This window comes from Zobellella sp. DQSA1 (assembly GCF_041950555.1).
GTDB lineage: Bacteria > Pseudomonadota > Gammaproteobacteria > Enterobacterales > Aeromonadaceae > Oceanimonas.
Map to the genome: position 1 here is coordinate 1,633,709 of NZ_CP169531.1, position 24,484 is coordinate 1,658,192.

25 protein-coding genes and 1 tRNA gene are annotated in these 24,484 nt (G+C 58.3%); 14 read left to right on the plus strand and 12 right to left on the minus strand.

Features of this window, described 5'->3' with window-relative positions; all coding sequences use genetic code 11:
* Positions 1–15: 15 nt before the first annotated feature.
* The 5 genes from ACEVBK_RS07820 (at position 16) to ACEVBK_RS07840 (ending at position 6,319) form a co-directional block, all read left to right on the plus strand.
* The gene (locus ACEVBK_RS07820; protein ID WP_375058045.1) at positions 16–1,224 is read left to right on the plus strand and encodes an acetyl-CoA C-acetyltransferase; all 1,209 of its coding nucleotides are present in this window, start codon (positions 16–18) and stop codon (positions 1,222–1,224) included.
* Between the two features lie 55 nt (positions 1,225–1,279).
* Complete coding sequence (locus ACEVBK_RS07825; RefSeq protein WP_375058046.1) at positions 1,280–1,615, plus strand: phasin family protein; 336 nt, start codon at positions 1,280–1,282, stop codon at positions 1,613–1,615.
* 124 nt (positions 1,616–1,739) lie between these two features.
* Positions 1,740–3,524: a class I poly(R)-hydroxyalkanoic acid synthase gene (phaC, locus tag ACEVBK_RS07830; protein ID WP_375058047.1), complete on the plus strand. Its 1,785-nt coding sequence runs from the start codon at positions 1,740–1,742 to the stop codon at positions 3,522–3,524.
* Between the two features lie 132 nt (positions 3,525–3,656).
* Positions 3,657–5,318: a glutamine--tRNA ligase gene (gene glnS / locus ACEVBK_RS07835; RefSeq protein ID WP_375058048.1), complete on the plus strand. Its 1,662-nt coding sequence runs from the start codon at positions 3,657–3,659 to the stop codon at positions 5,316–5,318.
* A gap of 113 nt (positions 5,319–5,431) precedes the next feature.
* Complete coding sequence (locus tag ACEVBK_RS07840) at positions 5,432–6,319, plus strand: DMT family transporter (protein ID WP_375058049.1); 888 nt, start codon at positions 5,432–5,434, stop codon at positions 6,317–6,319.
* 57 nt (positions 6,320–6,376) lie between these two features.
* Here the strand turns inward: ACEVBK_RS07840 and fur are convergent, their stop codons facing one another.
* A complete protein-coding gene (gene fur / locus ACEVBK_RS07845; protein ID WP_375058050.1) occupies positions 6,377–6,808 on the minus strand; it encodes a ferric iron uptake transcriptional regulator in 432 nt (143 codons plus the stop codon).
* Positions 6,809–6,983: 175 nt separating this feature from the next.
* Between fur and ACEVBK_RS07850 the strand changes: the two genes are divergently transcribed.
* On the plus strand, positions 6,984–7,439 hold the full coding sequence (locus ACEVBK_RS07850) for a DUF4442 domain-containing protein (RefSeq protein WP_375058051.1): 456 nt from the start codon (positions 6,984–6,986) through the stop codon (positions 7,437–7,439).
* A gap of 143 nt (positions 7,440–7,582) precedes the next feature.
* Positions 7,583–7,825 carry an LPP leucine zipper domain-containing protein gene (locus ACEVBK_RS07855; protein ID WP_094038658.1) on the plus strand — a complete coding sequence of 81 codons (243 nt, stop codon included), beginning with the start codon at positions 7,583–7,585 and terminating at the stop codon, positions 7,823–7,825.
* A gap of 311 nt (positions 7,826–8,136) precedes the next feature.
* Here the strand turns inward: ACEVBK_RS07855 and ACEVBK_RS07860 are convergent, their stop codons facing one another.
* From ACEVBK_RS07860 to ACEVBK_RS07880, 5 genes are all read right to left on the minus strand, one after another.
* Complete coding sequence (locus ACEVBK_RS07860; protein ID WP_375058052.1) at positions 8,137–9,042, minus strand: L,D-transpeptidase family protein; 906 nt, start codon at positions 9,040–9,042, stop codon at positions 8,137–8,139.
* A 110-nt stretch (positions 9,043–9,152) separates the two neighbouring features.
* Positions 9,153–9,680 carry a flavodoxin FldA gene (fldA, locus tag ACEVBK_RS07865; RefSeq protein WP_375058053.1) on the minus strand — a complete coding sequence of 176 codons (528 nt, stop codon included), beginning with the start codon at positions 9,678–9,680 and terminating at the stop codon, positions 9,153–9,155.
* A 45-nt stretch (positions 9,681–9,725) separates the two neighbouring features.
* Positions 9,726–10,010 carry a LexA regulated protein gene (gene ybfE, locus ACEVBK_RS07870; protein ID WP_375058054.1) on the minus strand — a complete coding sequence of 95 codons (285 nt, stop codon included), beginning with the start codon at positions 10,008–10,010 and terminating at the stop codon, positions 9,726–9,728.
* Between the two features lie 3 nt (positions 10,011–10,013).
* Entirely contained in the window at positions 10,014–10,235 is a 222-nt protein-coding gene (locus tag ACEVBK_RS07875; protein ID WP_375058526.1) for a DUF2788 domain-containing protein, read from the minus strand.
* Between the two features lie 56 nt (positions 10,236–10,291).
* Positions 10,292–11,059: an alpha/beta fold hydrolase gene (locus ACEVBK_RS07880; RefSeq protein ID WP_375058055.1), complete on the minus strand. Its 768-nt coding sequence runs from the start codon at positions 11,057–11,059 to the stop codon at positions 10,292–10,294.
* 132 nt (positions 11,060–11,191) lie between these two features.
* Here ACEVBK_RS07880 and ACEVBK_RS07885 point away from each other — a divergent pair, with 132 nt between their 5' ends.
* From ACEVBK_RS07885 to ACEVBK_RS07905, 5 genes are all read left to right on the plus strand, one after another.
* On the plus strand, positions 11,192–11,683 hold the full coding sequence (locus tag ACEVBK_RS07885; protein WP_375058527.1) for a replication initiation regulator SeqA: 492 nt from the start codon (positions 11,192–11,194) through the stop codon (positions 11,681–11,683).
* 20 nt (positions 11,684–11,703) lie between these two features.
* A complete protein-coding gene (pgm, locus tag ACEVBK_RS07890) occupies positions 11,704–13,347 on the plus strand; it encodes a phosphoglucomutase (alpha-D-glucose-1,6-bisphosphate-dependent) (RefSeq protein ID WP_375058056.1) in 1,644 nt (547 codons plus the stop codon).
* Between the two features lie 375 nt (positions 13,348–13,722).
* Positions 13,723–14,721, plus strand: coding sequence for a succinylglutamate desuccinylase (astE, locus tag ACEVBK_RS07895; RefSeq protein WP_375058057.1), 999 nt, complete (start codon positions 13,723–13,725; stop codon positions 14,719–14,721).
* A 210-nt stretch (positions 14,722–14,931) separates the two neighbouring features.
* On the plus strand, positions 14,932–15,795 hold the full coding sequence (locus ACEVBK_RS07900) for an outer membrane protein OmpK (protein ID WP_375058059.1): 864 nt from the start codon (positions 14,932–14,934) through the stop codon (positions 15,793–15,795).
* A 283-nt stretch (positions 15,796–16,078) separates the two neighbouring features.
* Positions 16,079–16,231 (plus strand): hypothetical protein, encoded by a 153-nt coding sequence (locus tag ACEVBK_RS07905; protein WP_375058060.1) that lies wholly within the window; start codon positions 16,079–16,081, stop codon positions 16,229–16,231.
* Between the two features lie 39 nt (positions 16,232–16,270).
* Here ACEVBK_RS07905 and ACEVBK_RS07910 read toward each other — a convergent pair whose 3' ends face one another.
* A complete protein-coding gene (locus ACEVBK_RS07910; protein WP_375058061.1) occupies positions 16,271–16,819 on the minus strand; it encodes an HPP family protein in 549 nt (182 codons plus the stop codon).
* Between the two features lie 138 nt (positions 16,820–16,957).
* On the opposite strand from ACEVBK_RS07910, the gene ACEVBK_RS07915 reads away from it, so the two are divergent.
* Positions 16,958–17,167, plus strand: a complete 210-nt coding sequence (locus ACEVBK_RS07915) for a hypothetical protein (RefSeq protein ID WP_375058062.1) — start codon at positions 16,958–16,960, stop codon at positions 17,165–17,167.
* A gap of 51 nt (positions 17,168–17,218) precedes the next feature.
* Positions 17,219–17,309: transfer RNA gene (locus ACEVBK_RS07920), tRNA-Ser, on the plus strand.
* 157 nt (positions 17,310–17,466) lie between these two features.
* On the opposite strand, the gene ACEVBK_RS07925 is transcribed toward ACEVBK_RS07920, so the two are convergent.
* The 5 genes from ACEVBK_RS07925 to ACEVBK_RS07945 all read right to left on the minus strand — a co-directional run bounded on the left by ACEVBK_RS07925 (position 17,467) and on the right by ACEVBK_RS07945 (position 24,354).
* Positions 17,467–20,064: a TRAP transporter permease gene (locus ACEVBK_RS07925; RefSeq protein ID WP_375058063.1), complete on the minus strand. Its 2,598-nt coding sequence runs from the start codon at positions 20,062–20,064 to the stop codon at positions 17,467–17,469.
* Between the two features lie 135 nt (positions 20,065–20,199).
* The gene (locus ACEVBK_RS07930) at positions 20,200–21,183 is read right to left on the minus strand and encodes a TAXI family TRAP transporter solute-binding subunit (protein WP_375058064.1); all 984 of its coding nucleotides are present in this window, start codon (positions 21,181–21,183) and stop codon (positions 20,200–20,202) included.
* A gap of 206 nt (positions 21,184–21,389) precedes the next feature.
* Positions 21,390–22,526, minus strand: a complete 1,137-nt coding sequence (locus tag ACEVBK_RS07935) for a MalY/PatB family protein (RefSeq protein WP_375058065.1) — start codon at positions 22,524–22,526, stop codon at positions 21,390–21,392.
* Between the two features lie 61 nt (positions 22,527–22,587).
* Positions 22,588–23,487: a LysR family transcriptional regulator gene (locus tag ACEVBK_RS07940; protein ID WP_375058066.1), complete on the minus strand. Its 900-nt coding sequence runs from the start codon at positions 23,485–23,487 to the stop codon at positions 22,588–22,590.
* Positions 23,488–23,586: 99 nt separating this feature from the next.
* On the minus strand, positions 23,587–24,354 hold the full coding sequence (locus tag ACEVBK_RS07945; RefSeq protein ID WP_375058067.1) for a YciK family oxidoreductase: 768 nt from the start codon (positions 24,352–24,354) through the stop codon (positions 23,587–23,589).
* Between the last annotated feature and the right edge of the window lie 130 nt (positions 24,355–24,484).

Consider the following 24,484-nt stretch of genomic DNA (forward strand, 5'->3'; position numbering starts at 1 on the left):
GAGTGAACATTATTTATGTCTGAACCTGTATACATTGTTGCTGCAAAACGGACCCCCATCGGCAGTTTCTGTGGTGCGCTGAAAACCGTTCCGGCAGCCGAGCTGGCCGGTATTGCCATTAAAGGGGCCTTGGCCCAGGCTGGCTTGGCGGCGGAACACGTCAATGAAGTCATCGTGGGTAATGTGGTGAGTGCCGGCCAGGGGATGGGAGTTGGTCGCCAGGCGGCTCTGGCCGCCGGTATTCCGGCGGGTGTCCCGGCTTACAGCCTGAACATGGTGTGTGGCAGCGGCATGAAAACCCTGATGGATGCCTGTGCCCATATCAAGGCCGGTGACGCCGAGGTGGTGGTCGCCGCCGGCTGTGAAAATATGTCGCAGATCCCTTTCACCGTAAAAGGCGACCTGCGTGGTGGTAACAAAATGGGCGATATGGCCCTGACCGATCTGTTGATCAACGACGGCCTGACCGACGTGTTCAACAAGTACCATATGGGGGTGACCGCCGAGAACGTGGTCGCGCAGGAAAACGTCAGCCGCGAAGAGCAGGATGCGCTGGCCGTTGCCAGTCAAACCAAAGCGGTAGCGGCGATAGCCGCCGGTAATTTCAAGGCCGAGATTGTTCCGGTCGAGGTAAAGACCCGTAAGGAAACCCTGACCGTCGATACCGATGAATATCCCAAGGCCGGTACTACGGTTGACACCCTGGCCAAACTGCGCCCGGCATTCAAGGCGGACGGTTCGGTTACGGCGGGTAATGCCTCCGGCATCAACGATGGCGGCAGTGCCATTATCGTGGCCAGTCAGTCGGCAGTGGAAAAGTACGGCCTGACCCCGTTGGCGGAAGTCATCAGCTACGGCCAGGGTGGTATAGCCCCCGAAATCATGGGGCTGGGTCCGGTACCTGCCATCGACCAGGCGCTGACCCGCGCTGGCCTCAAGCTGACGGATATCGAGCGGCTGGAGCTTAATGAAGCCTTTGCCGGCCAGGCGCTGGGAGTGGTCAGGCAACTGTCTGCCAAACATGACGTGGCCGAGCAGACGCTGCTGGACAAGACCAACATGAATGGTGGTGCCATTGCCCTGGGGCATCCGTTGGGGGCATCTGGCAACCGTATCCTGGTAACCCTGTTGTATGAGCTGCAGCGCAGCGGCAGCACCCTGGGCCTGGCGTCCTTGTGTGTGGGCGGCGGTATGGGTACTGCGGTGGTACTGAAGCGGGTCTGACGCAGCGGGCCTGCCCAGACAGAGAAAAACAATTACCATATTAAAGGAAACAACCATGTACACGGATATTTTCAAAAACTTCAACGATCAAACTGAGAAAACCTTTGGCCCCATGCTGAAATACAATCAGCTGGTCGCCAAGAACTTTACCGACCTGACCAACCTGCAACTGGAAGCGGCTCGTCAGTATGCAGATATCGGCCTGGCTCAACTGCAGGCCAATAGTCAGGTCAAGGACGTGCAGAGTCTGGTTATCTGTGGCTCCAAGCAGTTGGAAACCATGAACCGGATCAGCCAGCAAATGATCGAGGACGGTAAAAAACTGGCCGAGCTGGCTCAGGAGTTCAAAACCGGTCTCGAAGCCCTGGCCGCAGACGCGCAGAAAAAATAACAGTCTGTGATGGGTTAGCCCGTCAGGAATAAGATACCGGCAGGGAAGGGCTTTCGGGCTCCTTCCCGCTTTAGCTGCCATTTTGCCTTGTTCGTGCGGGCGCTATCTCTATCAGGGAGGGACAATGCAGCAAGATATGTATAACGGTACCGATCCCATTCGCCAGTTCTTTCAGTGGAATGAAACCATGTGGTCGGACATGCAACGTGCCAGCCTGGGTGATAACCCGGTGACCCAGGCGTTATCGGACGTGAATGCCCAGGATTTGAAGATCTTTTATGAGGCAGTTTCGACCAATCCGATGCGGCTGCTCGATATGCAGATGCAGTGGTGGCAGGGCCAGTTGGCGATTTGTCAGAACAGCATGGTGAAGGCGCTGGACAAGGATACTGAAAGCCTGGTGCAGGATCCTCCCGGTGAGCGGCGATTCCAGCATAAGTCATGGAAGGAAGACCCCCACTTCGATTTCATGCGCCAGTCCTACCTGCATTTTGCCAAATCACTGACCGAAATGCTGGATGTGGTGGAGGGCTTGCCGGAGCCGGTACGCCAGCGGCTGAGCTTTACCTTTCGTCAAACCATCAACGCGCTGTCACCGACCAACTTTATCTGGAGTAACCCGGAGCTGTTGCATCGTACGCTGGAAGAAAAAGGTGCCAATCTGGTCAAAGGGATAGAATTATTCCAGGAAGACCTCGCGGCCAGTGCCAATTTGCTGAAGATCCGGATGACGCGGCAATCGGCCTTTACCTTGGGCAAGGATCTGGCAACCACAGCCGGCGAGGTGGTGTTCAGGAACGATATTTTCGAGTTGATCCAGTATCGCGCCAGCACCGAAGCGGTGTATAAAACGCCCCTGCTGGTGATCCCGCCTTTTATCAACAAGTTTTATATCCTGGACCTCAAGGAGCAGAACTCTTTGGTTGGCTGGCTGCGGGATCAGGGCCATACGGTCTTTATTATGTCCTGGCGCAACCCGGGCAAAGAGCAGGCCAGCATCGGCTTTCAGGATCTTATCCATTCCGGCACCATGGAAGCGATCCGGGTGATTGAGCAGATCACCGGTGAAAAAGAAGTCAATGCCATCGGCTACTGTATCGGTGGGACTCTGCTTGCTTCTACCATGGCACTCTATGCGGCTCGCCGCATGAAGCCGAGGGTCAAGAGCGCCACTTTCCTGACGACCCTGCTGGATTTTACCCAGCCGGGAGAAGTTGGCGTCTTTATCAACGAGCCGGTGGTGAACGCCATGGAGCAGATGAACGATGCCCAGGGGTTCTTCGATGGCCGACAGATGGCGGTGACCTTCAGCCTGTTGCGGGAAAACAGCCTGTACTGGAATTACTACATCGATAATTATCTGAAAGGCGAGGAGCCGGCGGATTTCGATATTTTGTACTGGAACAGCGACAGCACCAATCTGAGTGCCACCTGTGCCAGTTTCCTGCTGCGCGGATTGTATCTGGACAACAGCCTGAGCCGCCCCGGCGAAGTGAAGGTGGGCAACTTTGGCATCGATCTGTCCAAGGTGAAAACACCCAGCTACTTCCTTTCGACCAAGGAAGATCACATTGCCCTGTGGGATGCGACTTTCAATGGCTCCGGGTTGCTCGGCGGCGAGAAGACCCTGGTGCTTGGCGAGTCCGGGCATGTGGCTGGTGTCGTCAACCCGCCGAATAAAAACAAATACGGCTATTGGCTCAGCGACGAGAACTTTGACAGTGCCGAGCAATGGCTGGCTACGGCCAGGCGGGAAGCTGGTTCCTGGTGGCCGCACTGGCAACAGTGGGTGACGCCCTATCTGGGGGACGACAAGGTGCCGGCAAGGGCGGTGGGCAACGAGGAGTGCCCGGGCCTGATGCCCGCACCAGGACGCTATGTGCAGCAGACGCTGCCGATAGAGGAATAAATGGTCTGAGGCCGCCTTCGGGCGGCTTTTTTATTGGAAAACCGGTTATTCCGGTTCTGGCTATTGAGCACCGGGCGGAGATCATGGATCATGGTCGTTTGATTATGCTATCCCCACACTCGAGGTGCATGAATGAGTCAGGCGGACCATCGTCCCAGCAATTTTATTCGCCAAATCATCGATGAAGATTTGGCCAGCGGTAAACATCAGTCGGTACAGACCCGCTTTCCGCCGGAGCCGAATGGATACTTACATATCGGCCATGCCAAGTCCATTTGCCTGAACTTCGGTATCGCTCAGGACTACCGGGGGCAGTGCAATCTGCGCTTCGATGACACCAATCCGGAAAAAGAAAGTGTCGAATATGTCGAGTCCATCCAGCGTGATGTGCATTGGCTCGGTTTTGAATGGAGTGGCGACATCCGTTATTCCTCCGACTATTTCGATCGGCTGTACGGTTATGCGGTAGAACTGATTGAAAAAGGGTTGGCCTATGTCGACGAGCTGGCACCCGAGCAAATCCGCGAGTACCGCGGCACCCTGACCACAGCGGGCCGCAACAGCCCCTACCGGGACCGTCCGGTGGAGGAAAACCTGAGCCTGTTTACCCGTATGCGTAACGGGGAAATCAAGGAAGGCGAGGCCTGTCTGCGTGCCAAGATCGACATGACGTCACCCTTTATGGTGATGCGTGACCCGGTGCTGTATCGGGTACGTTTTGCCCACCACCACCAGACCGGGGACAAGTGGTGCATCTATCCGATGTACGACTTCACTCACTGCATCTCCGATGCCATCGAAGGCATCACCCATTCGCTGTGTACCCTGGAGTTCCAAGACAACCGTCGCCTGTACGATTGGGTGCTCGACAACATCAGTATCGGCTGTCATCCGCGCCAGTACGAGTTTTCCCGGCTCAACCTGGAATATACGGTGATGTCCAAACGAAAGCTCAATCAACTGGTGACCGATGGTCACGTGGAAGGGTGGGACGATCCACGTATGCCGACTATTTCCGGCCTGCGACGTCGCGGTTATACACCGGCCTCGATCCGCGAATTCTGTCAGCGCATCGGGGTGACCAAACAGGACAATACCGTCGAGATGAGCATGCTGGAGGCCTGTATCCGGGACGATCTCAACGAGAACGCCCCGCGGGCCATGGCGGTACTGCGCCCGGTACGGCTGGTCATTGAAAACCTGGCCGAGGATCATCTGGAAATCCTGAGTGCGCCGAATCATCCGAACAAGCCGGAAATGGGCAGCCGTGAATTGCCCTTTACCCGCGAGCTCTATATCGACGAAGCGGATTTCCGGGAAGAAGCCAACAAGAAGTACAAACGGCTGGTACTGGGCAAGGAAGTGCGGTTGCGCAATGCCTATGTCATCAAGGCCGAGCGGGTAGAAAAAGACGGCGATGGCAAGATCACCGCCATTTTCTGCAGCTATGACCCCGATACCCTGGGCAAGGATCCGGCCGACGGCCGCAAGGTGAAAGGGGTGATCCACTGGGTGTCCGCCAGCCAGGGGGTGTCTGCCGAAGTGCGCATTTACGATCGCCTGTTCAGCGTGCCTAACCCGGGAGCCGCAGAGTCGTTCGAACAGGCACTGAACCCTGCGTCACTGCAAGTGCTGGACGGTGCCGTGGTTGAGCCGTCACTGGTCAAGGCTCAGCCCGCATGCGCCTTTCAGTTCGAGCGCGAAGGCTATTTCTGCCGCGATAGCAAAGCTGCAGGCTTGGTGTTCAACCTGACCGTCGCCCTGCGTGACTCCTGGGGCAAGGAAGAGGTCTGAGGTCGAATCCGGCCCTGAATCAAAGCCGCGCCTGTCGCGGCTTTTTTATTGCCGATTGACGCCTGTCCGGTCATAGTAGGTTGGCAACATTCATCATTACCTTCAAGATTATTATGACGACCACCGCCAAAATGTCCGTGATTCCCCTGCTGGGATTACTACTGTTGACCCTGATCTGGAGCTTCAACTGGATAGTGATGAAGGGGGCCCTGGACTATATCGGGGCCTTCGATTTTACTGCCCTGCGCTGTGCCCTCGGCACCCTGTTGTTGTTTGTCATCCTGAGATGGCGGGGCAGGGGGATGGCGCCACCGCCTATGATTCCGACAGCGATGATTGGTCTGCTGCAGACGGTTGGCATGATGGGCTTTGCCCAGTGGGCCCTGGTCAGCGGTGGTGCCGGCAAGGTGGTGATTATCGTCTATACCATGCCATTCTGGGTGGTAGTACTGGCGGCGTTCTTTCTTTGCGAGCGGATGAGGCGGCTGCAATGGTTGGCCGTGGCCACCGGTGCTTTGGGACTGCCTCTGGTGCTGCAGCCCTGGTTGCTGGGCGAGCAGCTGATAAGTTCGCTGCTGGCGCTTGCATCCGGCTTCTGCTGGGGGGCCAGCGCTATTGTGGCCAAGCGCCTGTACCGTCACCATCAGGTTGATCTGTTGGCGCTGACCACATGGCAGATGGCCATGGGAACGTTGCTGCTGCTGGCGATGACTTTTTTCATCCCCCAGCCGGCCATTGAATGGTCGCTCCCACTGCTGCTGGCACTGGCTTACAATGCGGTGCTGGCTACGGCAACGGCCTGGATGCTGTGGTTGTTTGTGTTGCGGGCATTGCCGGCCGGTGTTGCCGGCTTGAGTACCCTGGCCATCCCGGTGATGGGGGTGCTACTAGCCTGGTTGCTGCTGAATGAGCGGCCCGGGTTCTCCGATGCCTGGGGGGTGTCCCTGATCCTGCTGGCATTGGGGCTATTGAGCCTGCCGGCCCTGAAGCGGAGTCTGTAGCAATAAAAAAGCCGCAGTCGAACTGCGGCTTTGTCAGGTAACGTAAAACCGATGACTCTACTCGTCGTTGTGGTTGCACTCGTCATTGGTGCAATGGCCATAGAGGTACAGGCTATGGTTTGTGAGCTTGATATTGTACTGGCTGGCGATGTCGCGCTGGCGTTGCTCGATGATCTCGTCGTGAAACTCGATGACCTTGCCGCAGTCGAGGCACACCAGGTGATCATGGTGCTCCTGGGTAGCCAGCTCGAACACCGATTTGCCGCCTTCGAAGTGATGGCGGGTGACGATACCGGCGTCGTCGAACTGGTTCAGCACCCGGTAAACGGTTGCCAAGCCGATTTCTTCGCCTTGGTCGATCAGCAGCTTATACAGATCTTCCGCACTGACATGCTGGGTTTCCGGTTGTTGCAGCAGCTCGAGTATCTTTACTCGCGGTAGCGTCACCTTGAGCCCTGCTTTTTTCAGTGCTTGATTGTTGTCAGCCATAAAAATAAAGGTTCGCATTTCGTTTGGGTATTGCTTTTATTGTGCTTGTTCCTGACCGTAATGGCAACCTCAATCTGGCTTGCGGGCGGAATGTCATGTTCTGTTCCAGGAGGCTGACAATTACGCAACCTTTTTGCTAGTATCGGCTTTACTTCTTACTGGTCGGATGAGATGGATGAAGCTGATATTTTCTCGCCCCTGGCTGCTCCGCCGCTTGTTGAACGGCTGGCCCCCTTTCTGGGGAGCCGGTATCCGCATTGAGCAGCTCAGCGGTGACTATAGCTACTGCCGGGTAGGGCTGGTGCTGCGTTGGTGGAACAAAAACGCAAACCGTACCCAATATGGTGGGAGCCTGTTTTCGATGACGGATCCGGTCTATTCTATGATGCTGATGGCGGTGCTGGGACCGGGATATTATATATGGGATCGAGAGGCCAGGATAACCTTCCTCAAGCCCGGCCGCGGACGGGTCTACGCTGATATTCATTTGAGCCGGGAACGGCTGGATGAGATTCGTGATGCGACCGATAATGGCGCTAAATATTTTCCTCATTTCCGCATCAATATCCTGGATGAGCAGGGTGAATTGATTGCCGAGGTGGAGCGTACTCTCTATGTGCGCAAAAAATAAGCAAACAAACGTTAAATCATGACGTTAAGCAAAAATTCCTAATGTCATGGTCTATAAAATAATTTGCGATAAGCAGGGAACTTCGTCCATACTTATGGCGCCTAATGTGGTCTTTTTGACTCCCATAAAATAAGGAGCAGGTAATGCGTAATAAAATGATGTTAGTAGGTGGTGTTGTTAGTGCTCTGTTGCTGGCTGGCTGTAGCTCTACTACCGCTCTGGAAAGCAAACTGGACAGCCTGGCCCAGGACGTGCAAGCCGTTCAGCAAGGTCAGCAAATGAACTCTGCCAAGATCGATCGTCTGGCTGCCGACGTTGCCGAAGCCCGCGCTTCTGCCGACCGCGCCAACTCTCGTCTGGACCAGATGGGCCGCTACACCAAGTAATAGTGGTGTACGGAAAAAAAAGCCTGGCTTCGGCCAGGCTTTTTTTATTCTAGCGTGCCGCAGGCAGCATTCATTCGAAGTGGCTACTGGTCGCAATCTCCAGGTGCCAGTCTTTCCCCATGACAGTCCGCAGGAATCCCTGTAATCGGTTCGGCCAGCTCGAGCGGCAGGTGATAGAGATGCGGATTTGAAGTCCCAACCCAACGGCATTGAAGCCGAGTGGCAGGCTGGCCTGACTCGTATTGACGTGATGTGGCATGTGGCGGGGCGAGTCGCAGTGCCGGCCGGCGGCCGGCACTGCTGTACTCGGCTCAGTACAGCTGGCCTACCAGTTGGGGCACACCCTGCTGATGGCTAATTACCTGTTCGATAAAACCACGGTCGGCACCCTGCTCCAGCAGCGGTATTAGTGCGGACATGTCCAGCGGACGGGTATCGGCAAGCCCTTCTGGGGTCAGGGGCTCGTGGGCCTCGACAAAGGTCTGACCGTATTGGTCGGTACTGACCTTCAGTGCCTGGTTGACGATCTGTACCCGGGTGCCGTTGCCGACCTGGGCGAAAAGCCATTCCACATGCTCGGGATACATGCGGATGCAGCCGGCACTGGAGCGCAGGCCCACATCCAGGGGGTCATTGGTACCGTGGATCAGGTACTCGCCGCTACCATAGGCCAGGCGCATGGCATAGTCACCCAGTGGGTTGTCCGGTCCCGCCGGCACCACGGCCGGCAGGGAGATGCCCTTGGCGGCGTATTCGCGACGGGTATTGGCGGTGGGCGTCCAGGTCGGGTCTTTACGCATTTCGGAGATGCGGGTGATCATCTCCGGCGTGGCCCGCCCGACCCGGCCGATGCCGATGGGGAACACGTAGACTTCGTTGCCCTGTTCCGGGTAGTAGTAGAGGCGCAGCTCCGCCAGGTTGATGACGATGCCTTGGGTTTCGGCTTTGGGCAGCAGCAACTGGTGGGGGACGACGATCCGCTGGCCCGGTTGCAGCAGCAGCAGATCCTGGTCCGGGTTGGCCGCCATCATCAGTATGGGGCTGACGCCGTAGTAGCGGGCCAGGGCCGCCAGGTTGTCACCCTCCTGGGCGGTATGGATCAGTATCTGACCGACCGGCTGCCCCTTGTCTTCCGGCAGGGGGAAGGGGTTGATGTTGGCCTGGGCCAGTGAGGCCGGCAACAGCAGCATCAACAATAAAACGCGTAACATCTTCATCTTTTTTCTCTTGCATCCGGTTTGGATTGTTCCCCGCTATCGTAAGCGATCGCAGGCAAACAAAAAAGGGACGCGCTGTCCGCATCCCTAATTAGACCCGAAGGATCGACTTAAGATTCCAGCTCTTTCAGACACATTTCTTCGTAAAGCTGTTTGCACCAGGCTTTGACCCTGTCCTGGGTCAGTTCGGGCTGCCTGTCTTCATCTATGCCCAGGCCGATAAAGTGGCCGTCGTCCACCAGGGCTCGGGAGGCCTCGAAGTCATAGCCTTCGGTCGGCCAGTGGCCGATGATAATGGCGCCCTTGGGCTCGATGATATCGCGCAGCGTACCCATGGCATCCAGGAAATACTCGGCATAGTCTTCCTGGTCACCGCAGCCGAAAATGGCTACCAGCTTGTCGTTGAAGTCGATTTGCTCCAGCTCGGGGAAAAAATCATCCCAGTCGGCCTGGGATTCGCCATAGTACCAGGTCGGGATCCCCAGGAGCAGCAAATCGAAACCGGCGATGTCCTCCTTGGTGCTCTTGGCGATGTCGTGAACCTCGATAAGATGCTTGCCCAGCTCCTTCTGGATCATCTTGGCCACGGCCTCGGTATTGCCGGTATCACTTCCAAAAAACAGACCTACACTTGCCATAATAATGCCGTACCTGTTGAAAAGGGGTGTATCAAAATCCTGGGCCTAATCGGAACCCTGTTGTCCTAATTGCTGCAATAACAGCGCATGGATGAGCTCAGCACGGCTGAGCCGGCGCTCGTTGGCCAGGATATTCAGTTTACTGAACAGTTGTTCATCCACCTTAAGCTCGATGCGCCTTAGTCCGCGTTCGCGATCGCGTTTCAGCTGATTACGCTTGTTGAGCTTGAGCTGGGCTTGCCGGGGCAGGGGATTGGTTTTTGGCCTGCCGGGCCGACGTTCATCGGCAAACAAGTCCAGCGTGGTTCTGTCTGCATCTTGCTTGGCCATGGGTTAACCGAGCCCGCCTCCTTCCCAGGCGGCTTCGATAACTCCCTTGGCAATAAAGCCGGCGCAGCCCAGAAACAATACCAGCCAGACAATGTAACGACCAAATTTGGGCACATTCCCCCGTTTGAGTACATCCTGAATCGCCAGCCCGATCAGAAGAAAGATGGCCACAAAAAACAGCTTGAGGCCCATGCTTTCCAGCAGCTCGATTTGTTCCAATGACATCATGTTGCCTGACCGTTGAAATTGAGCGCAACTATACCATAAAGGATTTGAGCCTGTTAACCGGCCTCTGTGAGGAAATCCCGGACCAAGCGGTTGAACATCTGCGGTTTCTCTGCATGCAACCAATGCCCGGTATCCTGGATGACCCGCGCCTTGGCCCGCGGGAATTGCTGCCTAACCAGCGGTTGGTGCTCGGGCAACAAATAATCGGACTCGCTGCCCTTGATAAACAGGGTCGGGCCCTCATAAGGCTGCGGGATGCCGGGCCAGCCCATGATGGCCTGATAATGAGCGAGCAGCACGGGGACGTTAAATCGCCAGGGAGAATCGCCGTCGGTCAGGAACGATTTCAGCAGAAACTGACGCACTCCGGCCAGGGCCACATGCTGGGCGAGCACGGCGTCGGCTTCTTTCCGATTTTGGCACCCGGCTTCAGCGACGGCCTGCAGTCCCCGGAACACCGCGTCATGGCGGGCCTGGGTGTAAGCGACCGGGGCAATATCGGCCACCACCAGGGCGTGGACGTCGGTCGGTGCCAGAGCCGCCGCCATCATGGCAATCTTGCCGCCCATGGAGTGTCCCACCAAGGCGGGGCGCTCCAGTTCAAGCTGTTCGGCAAGTGCCAGAATATCTCCGGCCATGGCGGCATAGCCCATCTGTTCATCGCGAGGTGACAGGCCATGATTGCGGACGTCCACGGCGATCACGTCAAACTGCTCGGCCAGCGCCTTGGCGAGCCCATTCAAATTATCCAGACTGCCGAACAGGCCGTGGATCAGCATCACCGGCCGGCCTTGCCCTTGACGGCGAAAATTCAGTTGCATGTTATTTCCCTGAGGTAACCCGAGGGCAATATTGTTGCCCGCTCTTGCCGGCGGCGCAACCCGCTTGGGCCCATGGCCTGCTCCATGTATAATCATGCCCAGTGATTGGGAGCGGACATGCCAAAAAACATGATGAAAACCATAGAGGTAGATGAAGATCTTTACCGTTATATCGCCAGCAACACCCGCCATATTGGCGAAAGCGCCTCGGATATACTACGACGACTGCTGAAGTTGCAACCCGCCGCGAGTGCCGTTGCCGAACCGGCGCCAGTGGTCGTGGCGGGCAAGGGGATCGCACAAATGCTTGGCGGCAATGAGCTGGCTGCAGACGAGTCGGCCATCGACCGTTTCATGCATATACTGTCGGTGCTCTATCGGGAAAACCCCGCCTCTTTTGCCCAGGCCTGCGATATCAAGGGGCGCAAGCGCATCTATTTCGCCGACTCCGAGGCAGCGCTGCTGGCCGCTGGTAATACCACCAAACCCAAAGCCATCGACGGCAGCCCCTACTGGGTGATCACCAATACCAATACTGGCCGCAAGCGCAACATCGTCGCGCAACTGATGGCGGCCATGGGCTACCCTCACGGACTGATCGAGCGGGTGTGCCAAAGTATTTAACACACTGAAGGACTAAGCCTATGACCATGCATCCCAGAGCCGGAGCGCCGGCCGGTGCCGATGATCTCATCAATATTCCGCGGCTGATGGCCGCCTATTACCAACGGCAGCCGGATCCGGGCCGGGCGGAGCAGCGGGTGGCTTTCGGCACCTCGGGACACCGGGGCTGCGCCCTGGATGGCAGCTTCAACGAGCTGCATATCAGGGCCATCTGCCAGGCGGTGTCGGAGTACCGCAAAGGCCAGGGATTGGGCGGCCCGCTGTTTCTGGCCATGGATACCCATGCCCTGTCGGAAGCCGCCTGGGGCTCGGCCCTGGAAGTGCTGGTGGCCAACGGCCTGGAGGTGAGGGTGCAGCAGGGGCGGGGTTATACGCCGACTCCGGTGGTGTCGCACGCTATCCTCAACCACAACCGCGACCATGCGGACGCTCAGGCTGATGGCATCGTGATCACTCCCTCCCATAATCCGCCCCGGGATGGCGGGATTAAATACAACGGGCCGGACGGCGGACCGGCATCGGCGGAGGCCACTCGCTGGATCCAGGACAGAGCCAATGCGCTGATCGCCGCCGGCGGTGCCGGTATCGTTTCCGTGCCCTTTGCCGAAGCGCTCGAGCGTGCCGTGTCCTACGACTATGTCGAAGCCTATGTCGCGGAACTGGGTGACGTCGTGGACATGGCCGCCATCCGCAAGGCGGGCATCCGCATCGGTATCGATCCCCTGGGCGGAGCGGGGCTGGCTTACTGGCCGTATATCGCCGAGCATTACGGTCTGGATATCACCGTGGTCAACCCGAGCCAGGATCCGACCTTTTCCTTTATGACCCTGGATCATGACGGCCAGATCCGCATGGATTGTTCCAGTCCCTACTGCATGGCCAACCTGCTGGCGATGAAGGATGATTTCGATATCGCCTGCGGTAACGACCCCGACTATGATCGCCACGGTATAGTGGACCGTGACGGGTTGATGAATCCCAACCACTACCTGGCGGTCTGTATTCACTATCTCTTCACCCACAGACCCCAGTGGCCGGCTACACTGGCGATCGGCAAGACCCTGGTGTCTTCTTCCATGATCGATCGGGTGGCAGCACACCTGGGGCGGCCGCTGCTGGAAGTTCCGGTCGGCTTCAAGTGGTATGTGCAGGATCTGAACGATGGCAAGTTGGGCTTTGTCGGTGAAGAAAGTGCCGGCGCTTCCTTCCTGCGCATGAACGGTGAGGTGTGGAGTACGGACAAGGACGGCTTTATTCCCTCGTTGCTGGCGGCGGAAATACTGGCGGTCACCGGTCTCACCCCGCACCAGTACTACGAGCAGTTGGCGACCGAACTGGGCTGGCCCGTCTATCGTCGGCTGGATGCCCCTGCCAGCCTGGCACAAAAGCAGGTGCTGTCGAGGCTCGACCGCAGCGATGTCGAGGCCGAAACCTTGGCGGGAGATCCCATTGTCGCCATCCTGACCAAGGCACCGGGGAACGGAGCCGATATCGGTGGCCTCAAGGTGGTGACCGAACAGGGTTGGTTTGCCGCCCGCCCCAGCGGTACCGAACAGGTCTATAAGATTTATGCCGAAAGCTTTCGGGACCAGGCCCACCTGGAGCAGCTGATTGTCGAAGCACGGCAGTTGGTGAGTGCAACTTTCGCCAAGGCCGGCGTGTAAGACCGGTTGTTTGCTGGGCCACCCCGGCCATTGGCTGGGGTGGCCTTGTTTTGCGTCAGCGGACCCTTTGCGGTCATCTCTCTTTCTCTCATTCGTGTTGCCCCGGCGCCACCGATGTGCCGCAAGCTTTTTTTGATTGCGCTGTTCCGGCGGGGGTATGCATAACTAAACGCTGCTCTGGCGGGTGTCAGCATAAATGTTCATGACAGCAGCTTATATCTTCATTGCAGGTGCCATATCGTCTCGGGGAACGGAGCCCCCGTCTCCGGCTTTACTAGACTTTGATGCTGAAATCATGTTTTATCGCCATGCGATATCTTGTTTTTATTGGTGTTACTGGAGGTAAATGTGAACGGAAGCCGGCTCGGTGATTTTTTGACCCTCAGCAGGGAGCATCCCTGGGAGCTCGCTCCCTTCAGTGAGCGACTGCCCGACGGCAGCGAAGTCCAGGTATGGGATACCGGCGTGTTGTGTATTGAACCGGTGTCGCCGGGGAATAAAGATATCGTGCTTTCCTGCGGTATTCATGGCAATGAAACCGCGCCCATCGAGCTGTGTGAACGGTTATTGCGGGCTCTGGTGGAGGGACGCCTGCCCTGTCGGCAACGGCTGCTGCTGATCTTCGGCAACCCGGCCGCGATGAACCTGGGGGTGCGGGAACTGGAGGAGAATCTGAACCGGCTGTTTTCCGGCGCTCATGCCCGGGGTGACAAGCACGGCAGGGAGCGGACTCGGGCCGCCAGGCTGGAGCAGTATGTCGCTCGATTCTTCGGCGCGCGTGAGGGGGTAGAGCGGTTGCATTATGATCTGCACACCGCCATCCGTCCTTCCAAGTACGAGAAGTTCGCCATCTATCCCTTTACTCATGGTCAACCCTATAGTCGCCAGCAGCTATCCTTCCTGAGTGCCTCGGGGGTCGATACCATCCTGCTGGCCCATGGTCCAACGACCACATTCAGCTACTTCAGCGCCCGTGGCTTCGGCGCCCACGGGTTTACCGTCGAACTCGGCAAGGTCATGCCCTTCGGCCAGAATGATGCCAGCCGCTTTTCTGCCCTGGAGCACAACCTGGAGCGACTGATCGGCGAGCCCGACTGGCAGGCGGAGCTTGTTGATGCCAGTAAGATCCGGGTATTCCGGGTATGCCAGGAAATCGTCAAGCAGAGTGACGATTTCCATTTTAACTTTGCCGATGAGGTGGCCAATTTCACCGCCTTTGCTGCCGGAACCCTGCTGGCCGAGGATGGGACAGAGTGCTGGTTTGCCCGCGAGCGGGAGGAAGCCGTGGTTTTCCCCAATGCCAAGGTGGCCAACCGGCATAGGGCCGCCTTGATGGTGGTGGAGGCCGAGCTGCACGCGGAGTTGCTGCGTTAAGCCATTCCGGATCCTGAATGGAAAGAAGACCGCAACGGGAGACTGTTGCGGTCTTTTTATTGAATATTGTAAACAATATGTGGATTTTTAGTTTTGGTTTGTGTAATTATTTGTGCGCTTTAAGTTGCACTTAAAGGCGCATTATTAATTATTTTTGTATTCATGAAAATCAGGAAGTCATACACTCAAGAATGTGAGGGAATCACGGATATGAAGCAGATCGGCAAGCGTATTCTTAGTGTTTCAGCGGTGGCACTGGCGGTATCCGCCGCGCCCCAGCTCAGTGCCGCCACTTGGTCCGATACCTATATCGGCTACAGATACGGCACTCAGTTCACCGAGCCCAGTAACCCCAACGATATCAAAAAGCATGTGTTGCAGCTGACCCATGCCAGCGGCTATGTCTATGGTCAGAATTTTTTTAATGTGGACCTGCTGCAGTCGGACGGAAATGACAAGGCGAACGGTAGCGATAAAGGCGCCACCGAGGCCTACCTGACCTATCGTCACCAGCTGCACCTGGGCAAGGTATTCGATACCGATCTGAGCTTCGGCCCGGTCAAGGAAGTGGCGCTGACCGCCGGCTTCGATCTGAACACCAAAAATACCGCTTTTGCTCCGCGCAAACGTATGCTGGTAGCCGGACCCACCCTGAAATTCGATGTGCCCAAAGGCTTTGTGGACTTGAGTCTGCTCTATGCCTATGAGCAAAACCACTGTGGCTTGCCCGGTTGCGGCGCCCCGGGAAACAGGAACGATATCAGCTTCGATCCCTACTATGTGGTGAGCCTGGCCTGGGGACTGCCGTTTCAGGCCGGCACCGTGCCGATGAAATTCCAGGGGTTCGCCAACTATAATACCGAGAAAGGGGAAGACTATTTCAACAACGGTACCAAGCCGGAAATACTGTCGCGCAGCTCCCTGATGGTGGACGTGGGCCAACTGGCGTTTAACAAGAGCAATACCCTGTGGGCCGGTATCGGCTACGAGTACTGGCGTAACAAGTTCGGCAACCACGGCAAGCCCGGCGTAAATACCACGGCGCCGACCTTCCAGCTGGAATGGCACTTCTAAGCTGCCGCCTACTCCTGTTGTTGCTGTGCATAAAACAGAAGAGCGCCGCGGCGCTCTCTTTTATTTCGGAAGCACCAGACTGCCAGAAATAGGCTTTGTCGTACCAGTCCCGTTACCGCTGATCGTCGTCCTACCGTATTTCCAGCCGCTGGCATGTTGCAGGGGATGGGTATGGGGGCGGTTTCTGCTCGGCGCTGGCCCGTAGGGATTCTGCTCAAGGCTGCTCAACTGATGATGCCGCTCGGTGTTGTTCCAGTCGGCCCCGAATACGGGGGGAGCGGCCATGGCAGCCAGCAATGCCAAGGTGGTCTTTTCGTCACGACTCCCCATCATTACTGTATCCATATTGTTCTATTTTTGGGGCTGGTATATTCCTGGTTTTGTATCAAGTAAAGAGCTAAACAATCTTGCTCATATGGTGTCAAAGGAGTTGTGAAGGAGTCCCAATTTTATAAGTGTTTTCATGTGAAAGTGTTTATTGTGAAGATTTTTTCGTGCTTGTCGCCTGCCCGGGGGAGGCCGGTGCGGCGTTGCCCGCAGAGGACGATGTCTTGGGCGCAAAGGGATAGCGACGGTGGGTAAAGGCTTTATGATAGAGGCTGGCAAAGGCCACCATGAACAGGGTGCCGGCCAGGGTGGGCAGGATGAAGTCCATCGGCGGCAGATGGGCTCCGGAAAGATAAATCAGGATGGGGTTGGCGCCTGCGGGGGGGTGCAGGGTGTCGGTCAGTACCATCAGGGTAATGCCGAGGCCAAAGCAGGTCGCCAGCCCCAGCATCGGATCCGGCAGAAACTCGAGGCCGAGCACAGCCAGGCTGGTGGTCAGCAGATGTCCGAGGATCACGTGCTTGGGGCGGGACAGGGGAGCCGAAGGCAGCAATAGCAGCAGGACCAGAGTGGCTCCGAGTGGCGCGCTCAGCACCATAAAATGGGCCCAGCTCTTCAGGTAGCTCAAACAGATCACCGCAACAAAGGCGGCCAGGCCGGCGAGGGTGGCGTCGCGCAGTCGGTGTTTAAAATGCATGCAGACCTCGGTGGCCGTAAAACGACAGGAATGGTATCCGCCGGAGAGTACAGAGAGTTAAATTGTATTTAAAATGTATAAAAAATAAAAGACCACCTTGTCGTGCAGCCTTATATCACTTAACAGCAGGGAGGGGTTATGAACGAACATGAATCCTTACGTAAAGCACTGGCCTGGCTGTTGAAGCATCCTGAGCTGGATCAGCATCTGATCGCTGAAGCGAGCCGTCATTTCGATTTATCGCCGCTGGACGAGGAATTTCTGGCTCAGTATTTTCTCAGTGGCAGCCACGGTATGGCCCGGAAGTCGTCAAAAAACACCCAGAATGATGATTTAGACAGCAATTGAATCCACTGCTATTTACAGCTGCCGTGGGGGCCAGTATGATGCGCGCTGTCCGGAGGGGTGGCAGAGTGGTTGAATGCACCGGTCTTGAAAACCGGCGTAGGTTAATAGCCTACCGTGGGTTCAAATCCCACCTCCTCCGCCACATTGAAAACGCCGCTGTAGCATGCTACAGCGGCGTTTTTGCTTTTCCGCACCATCGCGCCAGACATCGATGGGCTAGTGTGTCCAGACGTCGCGGGCATGGGCCCGACCGGATGCCCTGTGGTCGTACCCGGTGGGCCTGTGATGGAAGTACCTCGCTAGGCCGCAGGCTGGCGTGAGGGCTCTCCGCTCAGGGTTCGCCTTCTGCGTTGCAGCCAGGCAACCAGGCCGGCCAGGGCCAGCGCGGGGATGAACATCCATTCCTTGGATGGGCGTTGTGCCGGGCGCTGCAGCGCCACTATCTCCAGATCGAAATCCACGCCCAGCCGTTCGGCCTGGCTGCCGAAGTCCACCCGCTCGATGATGGCCTTGCTGCCTTCCTCCCGGATCGCCGCGATGCCTGTGCTGGCCAGACGTTCCTCGGCGCCTGCACGGCGGGCATCGAAGCCGAGTTCGACCGTCCGGCTGACCGGCTCGCCAAACAGGTTGGTGCCGCCCAGCTGCAGGATGATGGACTCGGTGGGCCTTAGATCCGCTACCACCTCCCGCCACTCGGTGCCATCATATTCCGCCATGGGCGGAAACATCCGATCCCAGAAAAAGCCGGGGCGAAACAGGGTAAAGGCCACCAGTAGCAGTGCCAGGGTCTCCCACCAGCGGCTCCTGACCAGCCAGAAGCCCTGGGTGGCGGCGGCGAACAGCAGCATGGCCGTCAGCGCGCTGAGGATGGTCAGCAGCAGTCCCCACCAGCTATCAATGCCCAGCAGCAGCAATTGGGTGTTGAAGATAAACATGAAGGGCAGTATGGCGGTGCGTATATCGTAGGCGAAGCCCTGCAGGCCGGTCTTGATCGGATCCGACTTGGCGATGGCGGCGGCGGCAAAGGCGGCCAGGCCTACCGGTGGGGTATCATCCGCCAGGATGCCGAAGTAGAACACGAACAGGTGTACCGCAATCAGGGGCACTATCAGTCCGTGCTGGGCGCCCAGGTTGACGATGACCGGCGCCATCAGGGTAGACACTACAATGTAGTTGGCGGTAGTGGGCAGGCCCATGCCGAGCAGCAGGCTGATAATGGCGGTGAAAATCAGCATCAGCAGCAGGTTGCCGCCGGAAATAAATTCGACAAACTCGGTCATCACCAGGCCGATACCGGTGAGGGTGACGGTGCCGACCACAATACCGGCGGCGGCCGTGGCCACGCCGATGCCAATCATGTTGCGCGAACCGGTGACCATACCTTGGAAGAGGTCGTCCAGCCCTTCCCGGCCCAGCTTGTTCCAGGCCGGCTGCCGGCGGAAAAACGCCTTGAGCGGCTTGTGTGTCAGCACTATCACCATCATGAACAGGGTGGCCCAGAAGGCGGACAGCCCCGGCGAGAGCCGTTCGACCGTCAGGCACCAGACCAATACCACTATCGGCATCAGATAGTACATGCCGGCCTTGAAGGTGGGGCCCGGCTCCGGCATATGGATATCGGGGTGCTCCGGGTCGTCGATGGCCAGGTCCGGCAGCCGGGCCGCCATCGCCACCAGGCCGATGTAGGCGAGCAGCGCCAGTCCGCTCAGTACCCAACTGGCGACGTCGCCGAACAGGGTCTTGGTCCAGCCGATGCCGTAGTAGACGATGGCCGACAACAGCATGAAGCCGATAAGCACGGTGAAGAAGCCAAACAGCCGTTGCAGCAGGGTCGCCTTGCGGCGCTGTTGCAGCGGTTTCATTCCGGCCTTTACCGCTTCCAGATGGACGATATAGATCAGGGCGGCATAGGAAATCAGCGCCGGCAGTATGGCGGCCTTGATCACCTCGATGTAGGAAATGCCGACGTATTCCACCATGAGGAAAGCGGCGGCTCCCATGATAGGCGGTGTGAGCTGGCCGTTAGTGGAAGCGGCCACCTCCACTGCCCCGGCCTTGCTGGCGGGAAAGCCAACCCGTTTCATCAGGGGAATGGTAAAGGTGCCGGTGGTCACCACGTTGGCGATGGAAGAGCCCGACACCAGCCCGGACAGGCCGGAAGACACCACCGCCGCCTTGGCCGGGCCGCCGCGCATATGGCCGAGCAGGGAGAAAGCGACCTTGATGAAGTAGTTGCCGGCACCGGCCCGCTCCAGCAGGGAGCCGAACAGTACGAACATAAACACAAAGGAGGTCGAGACCCCGAGTGCCACCCCGAACACCCCTTCGGTGGTCAGCCACTGGTGGGTGATGATGCGGTTCAGGCTGGCGCCGCGATGGGCGATGACGTCCGGCATATGGGGGCCGGCAAAGGTATAGAACAGGAAGACCGCCGCCACCACCATCAGTGGTGGTCCCAGGGCGCGACGAGTGGCTTCCAGCAGCAGCAGCATGCCGGCACAACCGACCACCAGATCCTGGGTGGTGGGCAACCCGGGACGCGTCGACAGCTCCCGGTAAAACAGGAATAGATAGGCGGCGGCAAAGGCACCAAGCAGTGCCAGCAGCCAGTCCTGCAGCGGGATACGATCCCGGGGAGAACGTTTCAGTGCCGGGTAGGCGGTAAAGGCCAGGAAGACGGCGAAGGCCAGGTGTATCGCCCTGGCTTCGGTATCGTTCAGAATGGCGAAGTTCAGCATGAACGGCAGTGGCGAGACATACCACAGCTGGAACAGGGCCCAGGCGAAGGGCACCAGCAGCAAAACCCAGTGACCGAATCCCGTCGGATGGCGGGCGCCGGTATCGGCGGCCAGCATGTCTTCGAGTTCTTGCCGGGTCTTATCTTGAGGTTGGGACATGAACGGCTTCTCCGATACCTGCCATGGTACTTGGTCCCGAATGGGAAAAAAGGCGGCTCCCCGTACAGGGTAGCCACCCTGGCATCATGGCTTAACGGCAGGGAGGGGCTCCCTGCCAGATGAGCACGGGCGGCGTTATTCCACCAGACCCGCTTCCTTGAAGTATTTGCTGGCGCCATCGTGCAGGGGCGCGGTCAGGCCGTCCTTCACCATCTGCTCTTTCTGCAGGTTGCCGAAAGCGGGATGCAGCCGTATGAACTGATCGAAGTTTTCGAATACCGCCTTGGTCAACTCATAGACCACGTTCTCCGGCACCTTGGCGCTGGTGACCAGGTTGGCGCCGACCCCGAAGGTCTGAACGTCGTCATCGGCGCCGGTGTATTCGCCGCCGGGAATGGTGATATAGCGATAGTAGGCATTATCGGCCACCAGCTTGTCGACCACCTCGCCGCTGACGCTGACCAGGTTGGCCTCGCAGGCGGTGGTGGCTTCCTTGATGGAGCCGTTGGGGTGGCCCACCACATAGACGAAGGCGTCGATACGGTTGTCGCACAGGGCCTGGCCGTGCTCAGCCGGGCGCAGCTCGGACACCAGGCGGAAATCACTGTGGCTCCAGCCGTAGGCCTTGAGCAGGATTTCCATGGTGTCGCGCTGGCCGGAGCCGGGGTTGCCGATATTGACCCGCTTGCCCTTGAGATCCTCGAAGGTGTTAATGTTGGCATCCTTGCGCGCCACTATGGTCAGGGCTTCGCCGTGCAGGGCAAAGACGGCACGAAGGTCCTCGAATTCGCCCTGATCGGCGAAGGAGCCTTCGCCGTGGTAGGCCTGGTACTCCAGATCCGACTGGGCGATCCCCACTTCCAGCTCGCCGGATCGCAGGGAGTTGAGGTTATAGGGTGAACCGCCGGTGCTTTCCACCGAACAGCGCACCCCGTGTTCGGCCCGGCCCTGGTTGACCAGCCGGCAGATGGCACCGCCGGTGGGATAATAGACACCGGTGACACCGCCCGTCCCAATGGTAATAAAGGTTTGTTCGGCTGCCACGGCGCCGGACAGGCCGGCGCTCAGGCTGAAACCAACGACGGCAGCGGCGCTACCCATGGTTTTTTTTATCGACATAGTTCCTTTTCCTTGTCTTAGGGTAAACAGTCGGCCAAGTCATAATTGGCCCGTAAGCTGTTCAAAGATAGCAAAAAAATCGTGGCTATGGGGGAGAACAGCGTCTATTGGCGCACAAAAACGGATTCAAGTGGATAATTTTTTAATGGCGGGGGGCCAGTCCGGCGCTTGCGGACCGGCCCAAGGGACAAGGAACGCGAGCCTGCTCAGCGACTGGTGATGGCGGCGATCATTCGGTGCAGGGCTTCGTCCAGCATGGCGTGGGGGCAGCCGAAGTTGAGGCGAACGAAATCGCTGCCGCCGAACTGACCGCCGGGAGAGAGCCCGACACCGGCCTGTTCGAAAAAGCCGATGGGATCTTCCAGCTCCAGGGCACCGATATCGATCCAGGCCAGGTAGGTCGCCTCCGGCGCCAGTACCTTGACACCCGACACCCGGCCGAGCCGCTCCACCAGCAGGTCCCGGTTCCGGCGCAGATAGGCCAGCTGGGCCTGCAGCCAGTCATCGCCATCCCGGTAGGCGGCTTCGGCGGCGACAAAACCGAGCAGGTTGACGTCGGCCATGATGCCGCGGGCGGCCCGCACCAGGCGAGTACGCAGCTCGGGGTTGGGCACTATGGCGAAGGAGCAGCACAGGCCGGCGATATTGAAGGTCTTGCTCGGCGCCATCAGGATGATACTGCGGTTGGCGGCGTCGTCGTCCAGGGCGGCATAAGGAATATGGGTCTTGCCTTCATCAAGCAACAGATCGCAGTGGATCTCGTCGGAGCACACCACCAGATCGTGCCGTTTGGCGATGTCGTTGATGGCCAATAGCTCGTCCCGGGTATAGATGGTCCCGCCCGGATTATGTGGGTTGCAGAACAGCAACAATTCGCTGTGCTGGGCCTGCTGCTCGAGCTCGTCCAGGTCCAGTAACCAGCGGCCGTCTTGTTCTACCATGCCGACATGGGCGGCCTTGCGGCCATGGAAACCGGGCGCATGCAGGAAGGGGTAGTAAATCGGTTTGGGCGTCAGTATGGAACTGCCGGGCTCGCTGAAGGTCTGGCAGGCCAGGTTCAGCGCCGGTACCACGCCCGGCATATACACCAGCCAGTCGGCTTCGATGCGCCAGTTGTAGCGCTCCTGCATGCGTTGAATGATCAGTTCGGTCAGTTGCGGGCTCGGACGGCTATAGCCGAAGATGCCATGCTCCACCCGCTCCGCCAGCGCTTCGATTACCGCCGGTGGTGCCTTGAATTCGGTATCGGCCACCCACATCGGCAGAATATCGGTTCCTTCATACTTCAGCCATTTCAGCGCGCGGGTGGGGCGTCGGTCTATCCACTGATCAAAATCAAACATGGGGGTTCCTTATCAGGTGTGGGGCCGTCAGCATAAGGAAGCAATCGCAGGCTGGCAAGACTCACGGCATGGCGGCGGCGCTTTCATGATCGCCATAATGGTGCCGGGTCAGGGTCAGCAACAGGCTGGCCGCCGGGCCCGGCGGCGCGGCGCGGGGCAGGACCAGGTGGGTAAACCGCTTGCGTAGCGCCTGGTTGGCCATGGGCAGTCGCTGCAGTGAACCATTGTCGACCAGAGGAGCCACTACGTCCAGCGGCAGCCAGGCAAAGCCGACGCCACGGCGCAGCAGCGACAGGGTATCGTGCAGGTGGTTGATGATCCAGCGTTGTTCTGCCCGCGCCCAGCCTTCCTCCTGCTCGCTGCCATCGGCCAGCACCAGTTCCAGTTCGGGCTCGAGCTCGTGGGGCGTGACCTCTGAAAATCGGGCCAGTGCATGAGTGGGGGCACAGACCGGGACATAGGTGGTGGTGGCCAGGGGCAGGCTGGTGACGCCCGGGAAAGCGCTACAGGCAAACACCAGATCGGCGGCTTGCTTGGCCACCACGGCCCGGCAGCCGGCGGGCTGAGCCTCGACCAGATGGATCCGGCAGCCGCGTGAACGCGGCGCGAAGTCGGACAGCGCCTGATACAGCGGTTGGCGGGGCAGGGACGCTTCCACCACGATACGCAGTATCGGCTCCCAGCCGCTGGCCAGCACGTCGGCCAGTTGCTCCAGGTCTTCCATGTCCTGGGTCAACTTGCGCGAACGGCGCAGGAACACTTCGCCTTCCGGTGTCAGGAAGGCCTTGCGGCCTTTGACTTCCAGCAGGGACAGGCCCAGCCCTTGTTGTAGCTTGGCCACGGCATGATTGAGGGACGATTGGCTCTTATTGAGTTTCTCCGCGGCTTGGGCATAGCCACCACAGTCGACTACTGCCTGAAAAATCCGCCATTGCTCTACCGTGCTTTTGGGACGAAACATGGCTGCTTTGTACATCCTTGTAGCGAGGGCCGGCAAGGTACGGCCCTTTGATTGATAGTAACAAGATCAGTTGTAGCCGATGTTGCCCGGGCTGTCAGTTTATTGCGTCGCCCTGGTACGAGCCTTGTCCGGCTGGGCATCGAGCGACTGACCATTAATGTCCAGACTGTCGCAGCCCATCAGATACAGGTACAGCGGCATGATGTCCGCCGGTGTGCGCAGGGTCGCCGGATCTTCGCCCGGGTAGGCCCGGGCACGCATGCCGGTGCGGGTCGCCCCCGGGTTGATGCAGTTGGCCCGCACCCCGGTATTCTCGAGTTCGTCGGCCAACACTTCCATCATGCCTTCGGTGGCAAACTTGGATATCGCGTAGCTGCCCCAGTAGGCCCGGCCCTGCTTGCCCACGCCGGAGCTGGTGTAGATCAGCGATGCCGGAGCGCTTTGCTTGAGCAATGGCAGCAGCGCCTGGGTCATCAGGAACTGGGATTTGACGTTAACCTGCATCAGCTTGTCCCATTCATCCTCGCCGATCATTTCGAAGGGACCCAGCACACCCAGTAAACCCGCGTTGAACAACACACCGTCGAGACGACCAAACTGCTGTTTGATGGTTTCGGCCATATCCAGGTAGTGCTGCTTGGTAGCGCCCTGCAGGTCCAGAGGGATGATGGCCGGCTCGGGACTGCCCTGGGCCAGCAGCTCGTCGTATACCGCCTCCAGCTTCTTTACGGTTTTACCCAGCAGTATCACGGTGGCGCCGTGGGCGCCGTAGCAGAGGGCCGCCTGGCGACCAATACCGTCACCGGCACCGGTGATCAGGATCACCTTGCCGTTGAGTAATTCGGGGGATGCATGATAGTCGAGCATGTGCCTCTTTCTCTAAGCGGAATTCAACGTGGCCAGATCAAACCAGACTCTGGCTGAGGATACCAGTGTTTGAAAGCAAAAAAGGCGATTGGTGTTCCCGCATGCGGCTTTTACAATAAGTGTCAAACTA

What these genes read in the sequence shown, in the direction of transcription:
- ACEVBK_RS07935 (WP_375058065.1), bottom strand. Translation starts at nt 22,526, where the DNA reads ATGTTTGATTTTGATCAGTGGATAGACCGACGCCCCACCCGCGCGCTG.
- ACEVBK_RS07855 (WP_094038658.1), top strand. Translation starts at nt 7,583, where the DNA reads ATGCGTAATAAAATGATGTTAGTAGGTGGTGTTGTTAGTGCTCTGTTG.
- ACEVBK_RS07825 (WP_375058046.1), top strand. Translation starts at nt 1,280, where the DNA reads ATGTACACGGATATTTTCAAAAACTTCAACGATCAAACTGAGAAAACC.
- ACEVBK_RS07910 (WP_375058061.1), bottom strand. Translation starts at nt 16,819, where the DNA reads ATGCATTTTAAACACCGACTGCGCGACGCCACCCTCGCCGGCCTGGCC.
- ACEVBK_RS07875 (WP_375058526.1), bottom strand. Translation starts at nt 10,235, where the DNA reads ATGTCATTGGAACAAATCGAGCTGCTGGAAAGCATGGGCCTCAAGCTG.
- ACEVBK_RS07945 (WP_375058067.1), bottom strand. Translation starts at nt 24,354, where the DNA reads ATGCTCGACTATCATGCATCCCCCGAATTACTCAACGGCAAGGTGATC.
- glnS (WP_375058048.1), top strand. Translation starts at nt 3,657, where the DNA reads ATGAGTCAGGCGGACCATCGTCCCAGCAATTTTATTCGCCAAATCATC.
- ACEVBK_RS07840 (WP_375058049.1), top strand. Translation starts at nt 5,432, where the DNA reads ATGACGACCACCGCCAAAATGTCCGTGATTCCCCTGCTGGGATTACTA.
- fur (WP_375058050.1), bottom strand. Translation starts at nt 6,808, where the DNA reads ATGGCTGACAACAATCAAGCACTGAAAAAAGCAGGGCTCAAGGTGACG.
- phaC (WP_375058047.1), top strand. Translation starts at nt 1,740, where the DNA reads ATGCAGCAAGATATGTATAACGGTACCGATCCCATTCGCCAGTTCTTT.
- ACEVBK_RS07905 (WP_375058060.1), top strand. Translation starts at nt 16,079, where the DNA reads ATGGCAGCCAGCAATGCCAAGGTGGTCTTTTCGTCACGACTCCCCATC.
- ACEVBK_RS07915 (WP_375058062.1), top strand. Translation starts at nt 16,958, where the DNA reads ATGAACGAACATGAATCCTTACGTAAAGCACTGGCCTGGCTGTTGAAG.
- ACEVBK_RS07880 (WP_375058055.1), bottom strand. Translation starts at nt 11,059, where the DNA reads ATGCAACTGAATTTTCGCCGTCAAGGGCAAGGCCGGCCGGTGATGCTG.
- fldA (WP_375058053.1), bottom strand. Translation starts at nt 9,680, where the DNA reads ATGGCAAGTGTAGGTCTGTTTTTTGGAAGTGATACCGGCAATACCGAG.
- ACEVBK_RS07860 (WP_375058052.1), bottom strand. Translation starts at nt 9,042, where the DNA reads ATGAAGATGTTACGCGTTTTATTGTTGATGCTGCTGTTGCCGGCCTCA.
- ACEVBK_RS07930 (WP_375058064.1), bottom strand. Translation starts at nt 21,183, where the DNA reads ATGTCGATAAAAAAAACCATGGGTAGCGCCGCTGCCGTCGTTGGTTTC.
- ACEVBK_RS07925 (WP_375058063.1), bottom strand. Translation starts at nt 20,064, where the DNA reads ATGTCCCAACCTCAAGATAAGACCCGGCAAGAACTCGAAGACATGCTG.
- ACEVBK_RS07850 (WP_375058051.1), top strand. Translation starts at nt 6,984, where the DNA reads ATGAAGCTGATATTTTCTCGCCCCTGGCTGCTCCGCCGCTTGTTGAAC.
- ACEVBK_RS07885 (WP_375058527.1), top strand. Translation starts at nt 11,192, where the DNA reads ATGAAAACCATAGAGGTAGATGAAGATCTTTACCGTTATATCGCCAGC.
- pgm (WP_375058056.1), top strand. Translation starts at nt 11,704, where the DNA reads ATGACCATGCATCCCAGAGCCGGAGCGCCGGCCGGTGCCGATGATCTC.
- ACEVBK_RS07820 (WP_375058045.1), top strand. Translation starts at nt 16, where the DNA reads ATGTCTGAACCTGTATACATTGTTGCTGCAAAACGGACCCCCATCGGC.
- ACEVBK_RS07900 (WP_375058059.1), top strand. Translation starts at nt 14,932, where the DNA reads ATGAAGCAGATCGGCAAGCGTATTCTTAGTGTTTCAGCGGTGGCACTG.
- ybfE (WP_375058054.1), bottom strand. Translation starts at nt 10,010, where the DNA reads ATGGCCAAGCAAGATGCAGACAGAACCACGCTGGACTTGTTTGCCGAT.
- ACEVBK_RS07940 (WP_375058066.1), bottom strand. Translation starts at nt 23,487, where the DNA reads ATGTTTCGTCCCAAAAGCACGGTAGAGCAATGGCGGATTTTTCAGGCA.